Here is a 14,865-nt window from a genome sequence, read left to right as displayed (position 1 = left end):
CACTTCGCTATACTTCAAAAAAGAAGCGAGCTTCATTTTTGAAGCTCGCTTGCACAACCACTTTTTTGTGGTTTATCCGTGACCCCGGAGGGATTCAAACCCCCAACCCTCAGAGCCGAAATCTGATGCGCTATTCAGTTGCGCCACGGGGCCATTATTTAGTTCTCGGTCGACAGCAGCAGTAAGCGGTCCATTATATTAAAAATACTGCCCACTGCAACTGCCTACATTTAAATTAAATTCTTTTTTACAATAGTAGATATCGTCTTCCCATCTGCCTGTCCGGCCAATTCCTGGGATACGATCCCCATTACCTTGCCCATATCCTTCATCCCTGATGCCCCAACGGCATCTATAGTCTGTACCACTACCTTTTCTATCTCTTCCTCGGTCAATTGCTCTGGAAGGAATTTTTCGATGATCAAGGCCTGTGCCAATTCTGGCTCTGCCAGATCCTCACGCCCCTGCTCTTTATAGATGGCCGCGCTATCCTTGCGTTGCTTTACTAATTTTTGAACCAGCTTTACTTCATCTTCTTCGGACAGTTCCGTTCCCGGACCTGTTTCGGTCTGTGCCAACAATAAGGCTGATTTTATAGCTCGTAACGACTCCAATGCCACGGTGTCCTTGGCCCTCATTGCCGCCTTCATATCTTCCATTACCCTCTGCTGTAAACCCATATCTTTTTTTTAGCCCTGCGAAGATAAAAATAAACCCGAAAATAAAAGCTATTTTCGGGTCTAAACTTTAGTATTTATAGTTCTGTGAACAGCACTAGTCTACATTGTCATGTAAATAAGAGTTATTGGAACGTAATTGGATATCGTCATTACTATCCTCACTTAAGCTAGTTCTGGAAACTTTATTTTCCTTAGGGCTTTCACTTAAGTTTATCCCTTGTCTCTTATAAGCCGGCTGCTTGGATATTTCGTCCAAATTGCTAAGGCTATTCTGGAATTTATAATTAAAATCCTTTAGTTTTCTTCTACGTTCGTCTGCGCGTTCCTTTAACAGGATTTCAATTGGGGTATTAACAGGATCTTCATCCTCCACATTCACCCTCTGCTGGATCGGTTCCTGCTTTGCAATGGTACGCTTTTCAAATATCAACTCGTCTTCAACAATGCGGGGCTCAAACTCCTCAGCCTTGGATTTGGCTCCAGTAAGTTTCTTTTCCAACTCCATATAATCGTCCAGACTATAGCGCTTTTCCCCATTCTTATTGTATTCAAGGACAGGAATTACTTCTACGTGATCTTTCACCTCAAAATCCCTTACCTCTTCATCCAAATCGAATGTAATAATGTGTTGTGCCTCCTCTTCCTCTTCTACTGGTTTTTTGGCCAAAGGCATATCAAAACTAAATGCAAATTGATCTTCCTCCTCCAACTTGTTGGATACTACCCGTGGATCCACTACTTCTATATCCTTGATCTCGTCCGAAGCATTTATAATGATAAAATCGTCCTGAACATTTTCCGCAACTACTTCTTCATAGAAAACATTAAAATTCCTAATAAAATTAGTGGTAGGTATCAAATCCATTTTTGGCTCCTCTTGCACAGGGTTGTGCTTAACCGGAGTCGCCTTAATTTCCTCTTCTTCGACCAACTGGTGAACAACATTCTTTGGAGTAAGGTTGTGCTCCGCACGTTGCTCATCTTCTAACGTATGAATGATTTTTTTGGATTCCGTATTTACTATATCATCCTGTTGATCTATATTAAAACCCGTGGCTATAACCGTAACTGCGATTGCCTCGCCCAGTCCCTCATCTTCACCGACCCCCATAATGATATTGGCCCCAAAACCGGCCTCATTTTGAATATGGTCATTAATCTCACCTATTTCATCTATCGTAATTTCCTGGGAACCGGAAACGATAAGTAAAAGCACATTCTTTGCCCCAGTAATTTTGTTGTCGTTTAGTAAAGGGGAATCCAAAGCCTTCATTATGGCCTCATGCGCCCTAGAAGAACCCGAAGATATCGCCGATCCCATTATAGCCGTTCCACTACTGCTCAATACAGTCTTGGCGTCACGTAAATCTATGTTCTGAGTATAGTGATGTGTAATAACTTCTGCAATACCACGAGCGGCAGTGGCCAACACTTCATCTGCTTTGGAAAAACCAGCTTTGAATCCCAAATTGCCATATACTTCCCTTAATTTATTGTTATTGATAACAATCAAGGAATCTACATTGGCACGTAATTTTTCTATTCCCAACTGAGCCTGTTGGCAACGCATTTTACCTTCAAATTGAAAGGGCATGGTAACGATCCCCACTGTAAGAACATCCATTTCCTTTGCCATTTTTGCAATGACAGGGGCAGCACCAGTACCTGTTCCCCCGCCCATACCGGCAGTAATAAAGATCATCTTTGTGGTAGTATCAAGCATTTGCTTGATCTCTTCCATACTTTCAATAGCGGCCTGTTCCCCCACTTCAGGATTGGCACCAGCGCCCAATCCTTCAGTCAACGAAACTCCCAATTGTATCTTATTGGGCACGGGACTATTTTGAAGTGCTTGCGAATCGGTATTGCAAATCACAAAATCCACGCCATTGATACCGGCCTGGAACATGTGATTAATGGCGTTACTACCGCCACCGCCAACACCTATGACTTTAATTACGTTACTCTGATTTTTGGGTAAATCAAAGGATATACTTTCAAATTCAGTGTTCTTGCTCATATTTTTTATTTTACTGGTTTACTATACTTTTCTTATTTTATGATCTATTCCGCATTATCCAAGAAATCCTTCAATTTCTCGGACCATTTATCAAAAATAGATTTCCGCTCCTTTTTTAGGGCCGTTTTTGTCTGGGTTTGATCTTCCCCTGTAAAAACCTCATGATCCATATCCTTATCCACAGCCTCCTGACTCGCTTCCCTTACTTTGGCCTTGTTCTGCACAGCATTCATCAAGAGTCCTACTGCAGTTGCATATAAGGGACTGGCTATTTCCTCGTCCGAATCACCTGCCAAATGCTCATTGGGGTAGCCTATCCTAGTGTCCATTCCCGTGATATACTCTACCAATTGCTTCAAATGTTTTAACTGGCTTCCACCACCCGTCAATACAATACCGGCAATCAATTTTTTCTTTTGCTCGTCGTGCCCATAATTTTTGATCTCCACATAAACCTGCTCCACGATTTCCACCACTCTGGCATGTATGATCTTGGAAAGGTTCTTCAAAGTGATTTCCTTTGGCTCACGCCCTCTCAATCCCGGTATGGAGACAATTTCATTATCCTTGTTTTCCCCCGGCCAAGCCGAACCAAACTTGATCTTTAAAAGTTCTGCCTGCTTTTCAATAATGGAACAGCCTTCCTTGATATCTTCGGTGATTACATTACCTCCAAAAGGAATTACAGCCGTATGACGGATAATTCCATCCTTGAAAATTGCCAAATCCGTGGTACCCCCACCTATATCGATCAGTGCTACACCTGCCTCTTTCTCTTCCTGACTCAAAACTGCATTTGCAGATGCCAATGGTTCCAAGGTTATATTCCCAAGATCCAGACCTGCACTCTTTATACATCTTCCCACATTACGGATAGAAGAAACCTGCCCCACAACTACGTGAAAATTAGCTTCAAGCCTTCCTCCATACATCCCCATAGGCTGTTTTATCTCCGCCTGGCCATCTACCTTAAATTCTTGTGGCAAAACATGTATAATCTCCTCCCCAGGAAGCATAACCAATTTGTAAACCTGATTACAAAGCTTTTCTACGTCATCCTCATTGATAACTTCTTCAGATTTGGCCCTAGTTATATAATCGCTATGTTGCAAACTTCTAATATGCTGTCCTGCAATACCTACCACCACCGAGCTGATCTTTAAACCGGAATTGCCTTCTGCCAGTTCAACAGCTTGTTGGATAGACTTAATGGTTTGTGTAATATTATTCACCACTCCGCGGTGTACCCCCAAACTTTTAGACCTGCCAATACCTAAGATTTCAATCTTGCCATATTCATTTTCCTTACCAATGATGGCGACAATTTTGGTGGTTCCAATATCCAACCCAACTGAATAATTACCTTGTTCCATATCTTAAATTTTGGTGCACACTACTTGGTTATTAAATTCTAAACTCACCCTGTTATAATCGTTCAACGTTTTGTCCTTATTCGCTTTGGTATAAAAAGCTTTGAAATTGCTGAACTTTTTCTCCAATTCATCCACATGACCCAAATCCACTACAAAATTCTCCATCCTAAACTTCAACTGATACTTTTGCTCCTCGGTAATATGAACGCCTATTATATTCTTTCTCAAGAATTCATCAGAATTTATATAAGTCAAAATTTCGTACACTCCCTCCGTACTTTTATTGGTTACTATTCCTGTAATTATTGGTACCCGCGCAGAATGATATTTGGAAAATGGCATACGTTTCCCATCTTCATCTATATAAAACTTTGCAACTCCCTCAACTCTTCCGATTGGTTTACGCTGTATGACTTTAGCCACTAGATCCCCGTTTACCGTAAGGTAAACTTGGGCATTTTTCACCATTTCATTAGCTTCGATAGCTTTTTCTATAGTATTCAAAACTATATCTTCTTTGGGCAGGTTTCTAAGGTCTCCAGAATTTTGTATTAACAATTTATTAACCGTCTCTTGGGTCATGTAAAGATTCTGATCTCCGACGAACTTAATTTCAATTTTATCAATTTTTTTATGCCTGTTCCTAGCACTGGAAAATGCATAAAGACCCGTAACTACCAGCAACAGGGCCCCGAACTTTATGAAATTCCAATTAATTTTCATTTCTCTTATTTTATTGTTTTTTATGGACAAGATTTAGTTCCTTTTTAATTTTTGACACTTCCAATCCAATATCGCCAGCCCCCAAGGTTATTAAAACATCAGGGTTTTGGGCTATTATTTCAGAAATCAACTCTGACTTTTCAATTAATTTTTTCTTTGGGCTTGTAATTTTATCCAACAACCATTGCGAGGTAACCCCTTCAATTGGTTTTTCCCTGGCCGGGTAAATTTCCAACAGTAACAAACTCGGAAAATTGGACAGACTTTTTGCGAATTCTTCCACAAAATCCCTTGTTCTGGAAAACAAATGCGGCTGAAAAACAGCCAATACCTTTTTACCGGGATGCATTTCGGAAACCGCCTGAAAAGCAGCCTCTATTTCTGTAGGATGATGTGCATAGTCATCTATAAACACAAATTCGGAATTTTTTATCTGGTAGGAAAAACGTCTTTGAACTCCTTTGAAAGTGGCCAATGCCCCTGCCAACCTTTCTGGAGACGAACCAGCCTGAACAGCCATGGCATATGCCACCAAACCATTGAGCAGGTTATGTCTACCCGGTTTATTGAACCTAACGGATTTAAGATTGGCTTCCGGAGATTCCAAATCAAAAATATAGCTCCCTTGGTCTATTCTAATATTTCTAATACAATAATCGGAACCATCCTCAATACCGTAGGTTGTCCCATCCAAAGCCAAACCATTGCGAACAAACAGCTTACCATTCGGCTTTATTCGTTTTACAAAATCTCTAAAAGACTTTTGCAGCTCCTCACTGTTGCCATATATATCCAAATGATCTGCATCCATAGAAGTAACACAGGCCACATTAGGCGATAACCTAAGAAAGGAACGGTCAAATTCATCTGCCTCTACCACAGAATATTCTGAACCTTCCAACAAAAAATTACTGTTGAAATCCTCCGAAATCCCTCCCAAGAAGGCCGTAATGGAAGTCCCGGTCTCCTTCAATAAATGAGCCAGTATACAAGAAGTAGTTGTCTTGCCATGGGTGCCGGCAACTGCAAAACAAAAGGTATCCTTTGTTATCAATCCCAATACTTCTGAACGCTTTTTCACCTGAAAGCCATGGTCCATGAAATAATTATACTCCCCATGATCATTAGGCACGGCGGGAGTATACACCACTAAGGTATTGTCAGGATCCAAATACACCTTGGACACCAATTCCAAATCATCTTCATAATGCACCTGGATACCCAAATCCACCAAATCCTTTGTAAGAGGTGTCTCGGTCTTATCATAGCCCGCAACATTCTTACCTATAAATTTAAAATATCGCGCAAGGGCGGACATACCAATACCTCCAATACCTATAAAGTAGACGTTATGTATATCTTTTATGCCCATTTTCTTATTGTTGCACTAATAATTTTTCTATTTCATTTACAATCTCCTTGGTAGCATTTGGCATGGCCAAATTCTTGATATTGGCTCCCAAATTATTGCCCAGGTCCTTATTTTTGAGTAAATCCAAAAACACCGTCCCGAACTTTTCATCCAATTCCTTTTCCTTGATCATTATGGCCGCATCCTTTTCCACCAAGGATTGGGCGTTTTTTGTTTGATGATCCTCGGCTACGTTCGGGGAGGGGATAAAAATTACTGGCTTGCCTACAATGCACAGTTCAGAAACCGAACCTGCACCTGCCCTGGAAATAATAATATCGGCAGCCCCATAGGCCAAATCCATCCGATTTAAAAATGCCACTACCTTTACATCTGCACTTTCATGTTTCTTATATTCCTCATAATACAGCTTACCACTTTGCCAAATAACCTGAATTCCCTGTTCCTTGAAAAAAGGCAAACTTTGTTCAATAAGAATATTGACTCTTCTTGCCCCAAGACTGCCTCCTAGGACAAGCAATGTGGTTTTACCCGCCTGCAAACCAAAGAAGCTCAACGCCTCTACTTTATTTTCCACCAATGACACCAAATCCCCACGTACAGGATTACCCGTCTTTACGATTTTATCTTTCGGAAAAAATTTCTCCATGCCATCATAGGCCACACATATTTTGGCTACTTTGTTCGCCAATAATTTATTGGTGATACCAGCAAAGGAATTCTGTTCCTGCAACACACATGGAATTCCCTTTCCCGATGCCACCTTCAAGAGGGGACCACTGGCAAAGCCACCAGTACCCACAACGGCATGAGGTTTAAAATTCCGTACTATGTTTGCTGATTTCATCAAACTACTTATCACTTTAAAAGGAAACATTAAATTTTTCAAAGTGAGCTTCCTTTGCAACCCACTTATCCACAAACCTTCAATTTTGTACCCTGCCTGGGGCACCTTTTCCATCTCCATTCTATCTTTTGCCCCGACGAACAGAAAATCAGCATCGGGATACCTAAGTTTCAACTCATTTGCAATGGCAATGGCAGGATAAATATGTCCGCCCGTGCCTCCCCCCGATAATATAAATCTATAACTGCCCACTTAACACTTCTAAAGGGTTGGTCTCATCTATTTCATCCGATTCGGATTGCACATGTTTATTACTTGCACTAAGAATAATACCTATGGCCAAACAGGTCATCCAACTCGAGGTTCCACCACTACTAATCAAAGGCAAGGTCTGACCGGTAACCGGGAAAAGTTCCACGGCCACCGCCATATTGATCAATGCCTGAAATACTATAGGAAGTCCAACTCCCAGAACCAAAAGTTTACCGAATACCGTGTCATTGCTATTGGCCACCACCACAATCCTAAAAAGCAACAACAAATAGAAGAACATTAGCACAAAGCCTCCCAAAAGTCCGTACTCCTCTACAATAATGGCATAAATAAAATCCGATGAACTTTGTGGCAAAAAATTCTTCATTACACTCTTTCCTGCCCCATTGCCCACTATTCCTCCCGTTGCAATAGCTATTTTTGCCTTCTCTATTTGATAATCAGCCTCCGTATCCTCAGGATTGGAAAAGCTTTCTATTCTGCTCATCCAAGTATCTACCCTGTTAGGAAATAAATCCGGCACTGCCTTGGCCGTCAAAATAAACAGCGTTAGGCTCAATATCCCCGCACCAACGATTCCCAACAAATACTTAAAGGGATACCCCCCTATAAAACAGAGCAATAACACCATGGAAAATATAATCCCGGCCGTTGAAAAATTCGCAGGTAGTATTAGTACTATCACCAAAAAAACCGGCAACCAAAGTGGCAGAATACTCTCTTTAAAGGTTATAGTCTTATCCTTTATTTTTGTTAAATATCTAGCTACGTAGATCATTAGCACCACCGCTGCCAGGTTGGACGTCTGAAATGTAAACCCAACAATGGGAATACGGATCCACCTACTGGCATTGGCCCCATCAATGACCTGCCCTTGAGCAAGTGTATAGAGCAATAAAAGCAATACCACAGGCATTGCAATCAAGGACAAACCCTTGAAGAAGTGTGTAGGAATACGGTGCACCCCATAAATAATACCAAATCCCATTAGCAAAAGTATGGCATGCTTTACCAGGTAACCAATAGTGGTACCATTGCCTACCACGTATACCAGGTTACTACTGGCACTATAAACAGGTAAAAACGAAAATAAGGCCAAAAGGGCTACTACTGCCCAAATAGCTTTATCTCCATTAATTTTGTTTAAAAATCCGAACACCCTTTATAATTTTTTTATTGCTTCTTTAAACTGATTTCCCCTATCTTCATAATTCTTGAACAAGTCAAAACTGGCACATGCGGGTGACAACAATACGGTATCTCCCCGTTCTGCTATCTTATAGGCCACCTTTACGGCCTCGTCCATTGCAAATGTTTCCACTACCAGGTCCACTACATTTCCAAAGGCATCCTTTATTTTGGAATTATCGGTTCCCAAACAAATAATGGCCTTTACTTTTTCACGTACCAAAGGCATTAACTCCCTGTAATCATTCCCTTTGTCCACCCCTCCTACAATCCACACCGTAGGTGTTTTCATACTATCCAAGGCGTAGTAGGTAGCATTTACATTGGTAGCTTTGGAGTCGTTGATATACTGTACATGATGAATTTTAAGTACTTTTTCCAACCTATGCTCCGCTCCCTGAAAATTTTCTATACTTCTGCGTATAGTCTCCTTTCGTATACTAATTAGTTTAGCGGCCGTAGTGGCAGCCATGGTATTCTTTACATTGTGTTTTCCTTCCAAAGCCAAAGCGTCTGTACTCATTTCTATAGTGTTATTGTGTGTCTTAATAATTATTTTATCATTCTCTAAATATGCCCCTTCATCCAATTTCCTACTGATGGAAAAGGGCAATAATTTTGATTGGACCGGGTTCTTTTGCAACCACTGGACTATTACTTCATCATCGGCATCATATATTAAATAATCTTCCTTAGTCTGGTTCTTTGCAATCCTAAACTTGGACGCTATATAATTTTCAAATCTGTATTCATATCTATCCAAATGATCCGGAGTTATGTTGGTAAGGATGGCTATATGGGGTTTAAAATCCACTATCCCGTCCAATTGAAAACTACTTATCTCCAATACATAAAAATCAAAGTCATTTTCGGCCACCATTTTGGCATAACTATCTCCAATATTCCCCGCCATTCCCACATGCAAACCACCTTCTTTTAATATGTGGTTCGTTAGCATTGTGGTGGTGGTCTTTCCGTTGCTTCCGGTTATCCCTATAATGGTTGCCTTGGTATACCTTGAGGCAAACTCGATTTCCGAAATTACAGGAACCCCTATTTCCTTGAGCTTTACCACCAAAGGAACCTTATCCGGAATACCGGGACTTTTCATGACCAGATCGGCATTCAAAATCATTTCCTCGGTATGTTGCTGTTCTTCCCAGTCAATCTCAAAATGTTCAAGAACTTTTTTATATTCCTCCTTTACTATCCCCTTATCGGAGACAAAAACTTCAAAACCTTCCTTTTTGCCCAAAATAGCCGTTCCAACGCCACTTTCACCACCTCCCAAAACAACCAACCGCTTCATTCTATCGCACCTTTAAGGTTACAATGGTTATTACCGCCAACAGAATTCCAACAACCCAGAACCTGGTCACGATTTTGCTTTCATGGTATCCCTTTTTCTGGTAATGATGATGTAATGGTGCCATTAGAAAAATCCTTTTCCCCTCTCCAAATCTCTTTTTGGTGTACTTGAAATAACCCACCTGCAACATCACGGAAATCGACTCTGCAAAGAAAATTCCGCACAAAACGGGTATCAACAATTCCTTGCGAATAATGATCGCTATTACGGCGATTATCCCTCCAATGGTCAAACTTCCGGTATCCCCCATAAAAACTGTTGCCGGATAGGCGTTGTACCATAGAAATCCTACCAGGGCCCCAACAAAGGCTGCTATAAATACTACCAATTCCCCTACCCTGGGAATAAACATGATATCCAAATAATCCGAAAAGATGATATTACCAGAAACTAGGGTAAAGATGCCAAGAGTAAATACTATTATAGCCGATGTGCCTGCAGCCAATCCATCTATCCCATCGGTCAGATTTGCCCCGTTGGAGACCGCTGTGACAATAATTATGATTATGGGAATAAATACCAACCAGGCATATTTCTCCATCCCATCTCCCATCCAGGTAATAAAGCGGGCATAATCCAACTCGTTATTTTTAATAAATGGCAAGGTGGTCATGGTAGACTTAATCTCCTTTCCCGGTACTTGCTGTACGATATAGTCCTGGGTAATTTCTGTTCTGGAATGCTCCTTCATGGTAACCCCCGGGTGAAAATACAAGGTAGCTCCTACCATAAGCCCTAGACCTACCTGGCCCATTACCTTGAACCTACCTTTTAATCCTTCTTTATCCTTTTTGAAAATTTTGATATAATCATCCACAAAACCTATAATCCCCATCCAAATTGTAGTAACTATCAAAAGGATTACGTAAATATTATCCAAGAAACGCGCAAACAACAATACAGGAATCAAGGTGGACATAATAATAATCAACCCACCCATGGTCGGGGTACCCGCTTTTTGTTTTTGGCCTTCCAGCCCCAAGTCCCTTACGGTTTCCCCAATTTGTTTATGGCGTAAATAATTAATAATTCTTTTCCCATAGACCGTAGCCAATAACAGCGAAAGCATTACCGCCATTGCCGCCCTAAACGTTATAAATTGGAAAAGCCCCGCCCCTGGCAGTTGATAGTGTTTTTCCAAATATTCGAACAAATAGTATAGCATTCCTGGGTTTATTGTTTTTTATTATTCACTTTAATATTGACCACCAAATATTTTATTTATTTAAGTTGGCCAACAACTCCTTCACCATTTTAAAATCATCAAAATCCTCCCTGACCCCATTAGTTTCCTGATAGGTCTCGTGGCCTTTGCCGGCAACCAAAATAATATCGTGGGCGGTAGCCAATTGACAAGCTGTTTTAATAGCCTGCTTACGGTTAACGATAGACAGTGTTTTATTTACATTTTGCGCCTCCACACCAGCTTCCATCTCCTCTATAATAACAGTGGGCGACTCCGACCTGGGGTTGTCCGAAGTAAAAATGACTTTATTACTCAATGCTGTTGCGATATGACCCATAACCGGACGCTTAGACTTATCTCTGTCACCACCACACCCCACGACGGTGATGACATTTTCATTTCCAGTCCTCAATGTATTGATAGTATCAAGTACATTTTTCAAGGCATCCGGTGTATGGGCATAATCAACAATAGCTGTAATTTTCTCTTTTGATATATAATGTTGGAACCTTCCATCTACATTTTCCAATTCACTTAGTAGACGAAGAATTTCAAGTTTTTCCAATCCCAATAAATCCGCAGTGGCATAAATTGCCAACATATTATAGGCATTAAAATCTCCGATCAATTTGGACCAAACCTCATTGTCATCGATCTTTAACAATTGACCATTGAATTGATTCTCCAATATTTGCGCCCTATAATTTGCATAGGATTTCAAGGCATAGGTATACTTTCTCGCATTGGTATTCTGCAGCATTACCAAACCGTTCTTATCGTCTATATTAGTAAGTGCAAATGCTTTTTTTGATAGTTGATCGAACAATATTTTCTTAGTATCCCTGTATTCCGCAAAGGTTTTATGATAATCCAAGTGATCGTGGGAGAGATTGGTAAAAATAGCGCCTTCGAACACCAATCCTTCCGTTCTTTTTTGGTGTATTCCATGGGAACTGACCTCCATAAAACAATACTCAACCCCGGCATCGTTCATTAACTGCAGGTGCTTATTGATTGTTAAAGCATCCGGAGTGGTATGGGTGGTAGCATACTCCTTATTATCTACCATAATCCTTATGGTGGATATCAATCCCACCTTAAAACCGGCCTTTTTAAACAATTGATAAAGCAAGCTACTAACAGTGGTCTTTCCGTTGGTACCGGTTACCCCCACCAATCTTAAGTTTTTGGAGGGATTACCGTAATAATTGGATGCCATAATAGCCAAAGCTTTATTGCCATTATCCACCTGCACATAGGTTATTCCATTATCCAACTTCTCGGGCAGTTCTTCACAAACTATGGATTTTGCACCAGAAGCAATGGCCTTATCTATAAACTGATGACCATCTGCAACAAGACCTTTTATTGCCACAAAAACATCCTCCTTTCCAACTTTTCTGGAATCAAAACAAATATGGCTCACCATGACAGAAGTAGATCCACTTACCGCAGAAAGACCAACACCGTACAATATGTCCTTTAGCGTCATCATGATAGTACCAATACGATTTTATTAACCTTTTTCAGATCTGTTCCCTTGGCAATTGATTGCTTCTTGACTTTTCCATTGCCCTTCACCTCTACTTCTATCCCTAAATTTTCAAGGATCGATACCGCATCCATACCACTCATACCCTCAACATTGGGCACTTCATTATATTTTTTATTGGAGTCTGCAAAGTATCTTTGATAGTTCTCCTCCAAGTTCTTGTTCCCGGCATCATTAACATCCACCTCATCCACTAAAGGAGAACTTGCATAAATCTTTTGGGCAACCGATTTAAATACGGGACCGGATACATCGGCACCATAATAACCTACACTTTTGTCCGGCTCATGAATTACTACAATACAGGAATATTTTGGGTCGTCCGCAGGAAAGTAACCGGCAAAAGTTGAAATGTACTTCATCACTTCCGGATCCTTGGAAACATAATTCTTTTGAGTGGTTCCGGTTTTTCCAGCCATAGAAAAATTAGGCGAATACAACCCATGCCCGGTACCGTGCTTTTTCTCCACAACATCTTTCAACAATTGCTGAACCTTGTGCGCCGTTTCCTTGGAACAGATAGACGGATTGATAACCTCCTTCTCAAATTTCAAAATAGTTTTATCCCACTCCTTCACTGCTTTTATAAGCCTGGGCTTCAACATCTCCCCATCATTGGCAATGGCATTGTAAAAAGTTAGGGTCTGTAATGGGGTAAGTGAAACTTCATACCCATGGGACATCCATGCCAAGGAAACACCAGACCAACCCTTATCCCCAGGATAACGGATTACCGGGGTTCCCTCCCCATTAACCGGCAACCCCAATTCCCTATGAAGGTTCATGTTCATGAGGCGGTTGACAAATTTTTCCGGATTGTCCTTATAATTATTATTGATGATTTTAGCAAAAGCAGTATTGGAAGACACCTCAAACGCCTTAGCGGCGGTAATTTTACCATAACCCCCGTGCTTGGAGTCCCTAACCGTTCTGTTATAGACCTTATAAGTACCTTTTTCCGTATCTATTACCGTATTGGTATCTATTACCTTGTCCTCCAAGGCCACGACCATAGACATTAGCTTAAAGGTAGATCCAGGCTCATGAGACTCCCCTATAGCATAATTAAGTCGCTCATAATATTTGCCCTCGCTGGTCCTTCCCAAATTGGAAATGGCCTTGACCTCTCCGGTCTTGGTTTCCATTACGATTACACAACCATGTTCCGCGTTATATTTTTCCAATTGCCCCAATAAGGCATGATGTGCAATATCCTGGATATTGATATCAATGGTTGAAACCACATCATAGCCATCCTTGGGCTCTACAATATTATCCCAGCCAATAGGCTTCCATTGTCCTTTGGCAATTTTTTGTTTTAACCTCTTACCTTCTACCCCTCTTAGATATTGTCCGAAGGCCCCTTCCAAACCAACCCTGGTGTAGTATCCGTCCTCATCTACCCGTTCATAGCCAACGCTCCGCTCAGCGATCTTGCCCAAGGGATGCTCACGTACAATTTTTTGCTCTATAATTAGCCCCCCTTTATAGGGACCCTTATTAAAAAGCGGAAACTGTTTTACGGCCACATAATCCGAATAATCCAAATTCCTGGCAATCAAGGCGTATCGATTCTTATTGGCTTTCGCCTTTCTCAACAATTGCTGATAATGTGAGGACGTTTTGCCCAACAATTTAGCCAAGGCATCGGACAAAGGCTTTACATTATCTTCAAAATCCCTTTTTCCAACGGTTTCGGCATCAAATCGTATGGTATATCTTGAAACTGAAGTTGCCAACAAACTGCCATCATCCGAATAAAGATTACCTCTCTTAGGAGCAATGGTGAACATTTTTTCAGTGCGATCCATGGCCAGTTTCCTATACTTCTCCCCTTCCACCATCTGTATACTGACCAATTTGACCAAAACGGCAATTGCGAACAGAAATAGGAATCCCGCCACAATATATAATCTGGTCAATATGTTTTTTTCTGTTACAGGCACTATTATTCGGTTTCGGTTTTAACTTTTATTTTTTTCGGCGGAGTTTCAGACGGGAACAAACCATCTTCCTCCAGAATTCTCAACACAGTGGACTCCAACTTTAACTCCTGCATATCGGAACGGACATCTACAAACTCGCTCCTCAATTCCTTAACCTGTTCATCAAGGGCAGCAATTTTATGGACTTTTCCATCAGCACTATGGGAACTGGCAATCATGACCGTAGCCAAAAAAGAAACATATATGATAAACATCCAGTTCTTGGGAGCACCTCCACTCACTAAAAACTTTCCTTTTAATATGTCCAATATCCCTTTTCTCATTACTTAAAATTTA

At 40.9% G+C, this 14,865-nt stretch carries 12 protein-coding genes and 1 tRNA gene; all 13 read right to left on the bottom strand.

Translation table 11 applies throughout. The features are described from left to right. Window positions 1-79: 79 nt before the first annotated feature. Window positions 80-153 (bottom strand) — tRNA-Arg (locus KO529_RS23355). A 77-nt stretch (window positions 154-230) separates the two neighbouring features. Beyond that, complete coding sequence (locus KO529_RS23350; protein ID WP_215950260.1) at window positions 231-680, bottom strand: GatB/YqeY domain-containing protein; 450 nt, start codon at window positions 678-680, stop codon at window positions 231-233. A 94-nt stretch (window positions 681-774) separates the two neighbouring features. Continuing rightward, window positions 775-2,700 (bottom strand): cell division protein FtsZ, encoded by a 1,926-nt coding sequence (gene ftsZ, locus KO529_RS23345; RefSeq protein WP_215950259.1) that lies wholly within the window; start codon window positions 2,698-2,700, stop codon window positions 775-777. A gap of 44 nt (window positions 2,701-2,744) precedes the next feature. Further along, the gene (gene ftsA, locus KO529_RS23340) at window positions 2,745-4,073 is read right to left on the bottom strand and encodes a cell division protein FtsA (protein WP_215950258.1); all 1,329 of its coding nucleotides are present in this window, start codon (window positions 4,071-4,073) and stop codon (window positions 2,745-2,747) included. A 3-nt stretch (window positions 4,074-4,076) separates the two neighbouring features. Next, window positions 4,077-4,796: a cell division protein FtsQ/DivIB gene (locus tag KO529_RS23335; RefSeq protein ID WP_215950257.1), complete on the bottom strand. Its 720-nt coding sequence runs from the start codon at window positions 4,794-4,796 to the stop codon at window positions 4,077-4,079. 10 nt (window positions 4,797-4,806) lie between these two features. Further along, the gene (murC, locus tag KO529_RS23330) at window positions 4,807-6,168 is read right to left on the bottom strand and encodes a UDP-N-acetylmuramate--L-alanine ligase (RefSeq protein WP_215950256.1); all 1,362 of its coding nucleotides are present in this window, start codon (window positions 6,166-6,168) and stop codon (window positions 4,807-4,809) included. A gap of 4 nt (window positions 6,169-6,172) precedes the next feature. Next, window positions 6,173-7,267 (bottom strand): undecaprenyldiphospho-muramoylpentapeptide beta-N-acetylglucosaminyltransferase, encoded by a 1,095-nt coding sequence (murG, locus tag KO529_RS23325; protein ID WP_215950255.1) that lies wholly within the window; start codon window positions 7,265-7,267, stop codon window positions 6,173-6,175. Further along, complete coding sequence (locus KO529_RS23320) at window positions 7,254-8,447, bottom strand: FtsW/RodA/SpoVE family cell cycle protein (protein ID WP_215950254.1); 1,194 nt, start codon at window positions 8,445-8,447, stop codon at window positions 7,254-7,256. Before KO529_RS23320 ends, murG begins: the two co-directional genes overlap by 14 nt. Before the next feature lie 3 nt (window positions 8,448-8,450). Further along, the gene (murD, locus tag KO529_RS23315; RefSeq protein ID WP_215950253.1) at window positions 8,451-9,785 is read right to left on the bottom strand and encodes a UDP-N-acetylmuramoyl-L-alanine--D-glutamate ligase; all 1,335 of its coding nucleotides are present in this window, start codon (window positions 9,783-9,785) and stop codon (window positions 8,451-8,453) included. A 1-nt stretch (window position 9,786) separates the two neighbouring features. Further along, window positions 9,787-11,010 (bottom strand): phospho-N-acetylmuramoyl-pentapeptide-transferase, encoded by a 1,224-nt coding sequence (gene mraY, locus KO529_RS23310; protein WP_215950252.1) that lies wholly within the window; start codon window positions 11,008-11,010, stop codon window positions 9,787-9,789. A 52-nt stretch (window positions 11,011-11,062) separates the two neighbouring features. Further along, window positions 11,063-12,526: a UDP-N-acetylmuramoyl-L-alanyl-D-glutamate--2,6-diaminopimelate ligase gene (locus KO529_RS23305; protein WP_215950251.1), complete on the bottom strand. Its 1,464-nt coding sequence runs from the start codon at window positions 12,524-12,526 to the stop codon at window positions 11,063-11,065. Next, a complete protein-coding gene (locus KO529_RS23300; RefSeq protein WP_215950250.1) occupies window positions 12,523-14,529 on the bottom strand; it encodes a penicillin-binding protein in 2,007 nt (668 codons plus the stop codon). The genes KO529_RS23305 and KO529_RS23300 overlap by 4 nt, the downstream gene beginning before the upstream one ends. A gap of 2 nt (window positions 14,530-14,531) precedes the next feature. Beyond that, window positions 14,532-14,852 carry an FtsL-like putative cell division protein gene (locus tag KO529_RS23295; protein WP_215950249.1) on the bottom strand — a complete coding sequence of 107 codons (321 nt, stop codon included), beginning with the start codon at window positions 14,850-14,852 and terminating at the stop codon, window positions 14,532-14,534. Window positions 14,853-14,865: the final 13 nt, after the last annotated feature.

Source organism: Arenibacter algicola (genome assembly GCF_018860365.1).
Classification (GTDB): domain Bacteria; phylum Bacteroidota; class Bacteroidia; order Flavobacteriales; family Flavobacteriaceae; genus Arenibacter; species Arenibacter algicola_B.
This window is presented reverse-complemented; position numbering and strand designations above follow the sequence as displayed.

What these genes read in the sequence shown, in the direction of transcription:
- murC (WP_215950256.1), bottom strand. Translation starts at nt 6,168, where the DNA reads ATGGGCATAAAAGATATACATAACGTCTACTTTATAGGTATTGGAGGT.
- mraY (WP_215950252.1), bottom strand. Translation starts at nt 11,010, where the DNA reads ATGCTATACTATTTGTTCGAATATTTGGAAAAACACTATCAACTGCCA.
- ftsA (WP_215950258.1), bottom strand. Translation starts at nt 4,073, where the DNA reads ATGGAACAAGGTAATTATTCAGTTGGGTTGGATATTGGAACCACCAAA.
- ftsZ (WP_215950259.1), bottom strand. Translation starts at nt 2,700, where the DNA reads ATGAGCAAGAACACTGAATTTGAAAGTATATCCTTTGATTTACCCAAA.
- KO529_RS23350 (WP_215950260.1), bottom strand. Translation starts at nt 680, where the DNA reads ATGGGTTTACAGCAGAGGGTAATGGAAGATATGAAGGCGGCAATGAGG.
- KO529_RS23295 (WP_215950249.1), bottom strand. Translation starts at nt 14,852, where the DNA reads ATGAGAAAAGGGATATTGGACATATTAAAAGGAAAGTTTTTAGTGAGT.
- KO529_RS23305 (WP_215950251.1), bottom strand. Translation starts at nt 12,526, where the DNA reads ATGATGACGCTAAAGGACATATTGTACGGTGTTGGTCTTTCTGCGGTA.
- murD (WP_215950253.1), bottom strand. Translation starts at nt 9,785, where the DNA reads ATGAAGCGGTTGGTTGTTTTGGGAGGTGGTGAAAGTGGCGTTGGAACG.
- KO529_RS23335 (WP_215950257.1), bottom strand. Translation starts at nt 4,796, where the DNA reads ATGAAAATTAATTGGAATTTCATAAAGTTCGGGGCCCTGTTGCTGGTA.